Origin of the sequence: Acinetobacter sp. 1542444 (assembly GCF_000581835.1) — a bacterium.
Lineage (GTDB): Bacteria > Pseudomonadota > Gammaproteobacteria > Pseudomonadales > Moraxellaceae > Acinetobacter > Acinetobacter pittii.
Genome location: NZ_JEYA01000019.1, coordinates 1 through 1,477 on the forward strand (window position 1 = coordinate 1; position 1,477 = coordinate 1,477).

Below are 1,477 nucleotides of genomic sequence, written 5' to 3' on the forward strand. Positions count from 1 at the left end.
GGGCGGCTAGCAACGAATACATTCCTTACAATCTTTTCTCAGATACTAACCGTGCCACAGCAATTGGTATTGCAACAACTGCATATAGCGGTACAGGTACTGGTGCAGCACAAACAGTTAACGTCTATGGTCGTATTCCTGCTGGCTCAACTTTACCAAGTGCAGGTAGCTATGTTGACACTGTGACTGTAACAGTGACTTATTAATTTTTAATAAGTTTTATTGCGTCATTGCTAGCTCTTTTTTAAAGGAGCTAGCTCAATTTGAGAAAAGTAGTTCTGGGCAAATCATGAAAAAAAATATCTTTGTTGTGACAAGTTTATTGTTATTTTTGCCTAGTATGCTAAATGCAGCATCAATCCGCCTTTCACCTGTTAGTGTTGAAATATTGAGTGATCAGGCTGCATCTTCCATTAGTTTATATAACCAGTCAAATGAAAGTGCTGATTTGCAGGTGCGTGTATTTGAATGGAGACAAAATGCTGGGCAAGATCAATTAGTCCCTACGGATGAGATTGTAATTAGTCCACCATTTTTAAAACTACAACCTAGTGACTCTTATAACTTACGTGTAGTTAGAATTAACCCAGAACCTATTTCTGGTGAAAAAACTTATCGTATTATTATTGATGAGTTACCCAAACCAATTGATAGCCGTAAAGCAGCTCAGGGAGTAAATGTATTACTTCGCTCATCATTACCTGTATTTGTAGTAAATAAAGATGCGATTACCAAACTGAGTTGGAAAATTGATGTTAACCAGAACACACCTTCTTTAAATATTAGCAATATAGGTAACCGACATGCGTTGTTAAATACTTTAACGCTTGTAGATACAACAGCGAATAAAAGTTATCCCATTAAAGTAAATACTGTGAATGGTTATATTCTTGCGGAGAAGTCGAAAAGTTACTCGATTAGTAACTTTACCTATCAACCAAATCATAAATACAGCGTATCTCTAACAGTTAATGGTAAGAAAACCACACTTTAAGAGGCTTATATGAAATACATTATAGGTGTCTTATGTGTTGCGTATTTTCCTACGTATTCTTTTGCCGAACAGTTACTAGATTATACGAATACTGCAGTTCCGAGTGTTCCTAAATCTGTTGGTAACGATAATAAATATAAACACGTAGGAACGAATGAGCAGGAGCAAGATCTTAATTTCATTCATCTATTTTTAAATATTTCGATTAACTCAAATGCTTCTGAAGATTTGGTTGCTGTAAAGCAATCTAAGGATGGAAAACTATATATTCGTTCTAGTGCCTTAAAAACTTTAAGACTAAAAATGGATGAACATATCCCAGATAACCAGTGGGTATGTATCAACGATCTAAACGGAATCCAGTTTAAATATCTCGAAAATGAGCAGTCTTTAAACTTAAAAGTTCCGTCGAATATGTTAACGGGTTACTCAGTTGACTTAAATGGCCAGCAGGTCACTAGCCCACGTTTGCTAAAGATGAAG

2 protein-coding genes and 1 pseudogene are annotated in these 1,477 nt (G+C 35.7%); all 3 read left to right on the plus strand.

Annotated features, from left to right (window positions below; translation table 11 throughout):
- Positions 1–206 (plus strand): spore coat protein U domain-containing protein (locus J580_RS22695; RefSeq protein WP_032006074.1); only part of this gene is annotated, 206 nt, incomplete at its 5' end.
- Between the two features lie 83 nt (positions 207–289).
- Complete coding sequence (locus tag J580_RS22700) at positions 290–994, plus strand: molecular chaperone (protein WP_032006081.1); 705 nt, start codon at positions 290–292, stop codon at positions 992–994.
- Positions 995–1,003: 9 nt separating this feature from the next.
- Positions 1,004–1,477: pseudogene (locus J580_RS22705) on the plus strand (fimbrial biogenesis outer membrane usher protein); the annotation flags it as partial.

Bases quoted from the DNA above. Each gene is read 5' to 3' on its own strand.
- J580_RS22700 (WP_032006081.1), top strand. From the start codon at position 290: ATGAAAAAAAATATCTTTGTTGTGACAAGTTTATTGTTATTTTTGCCT.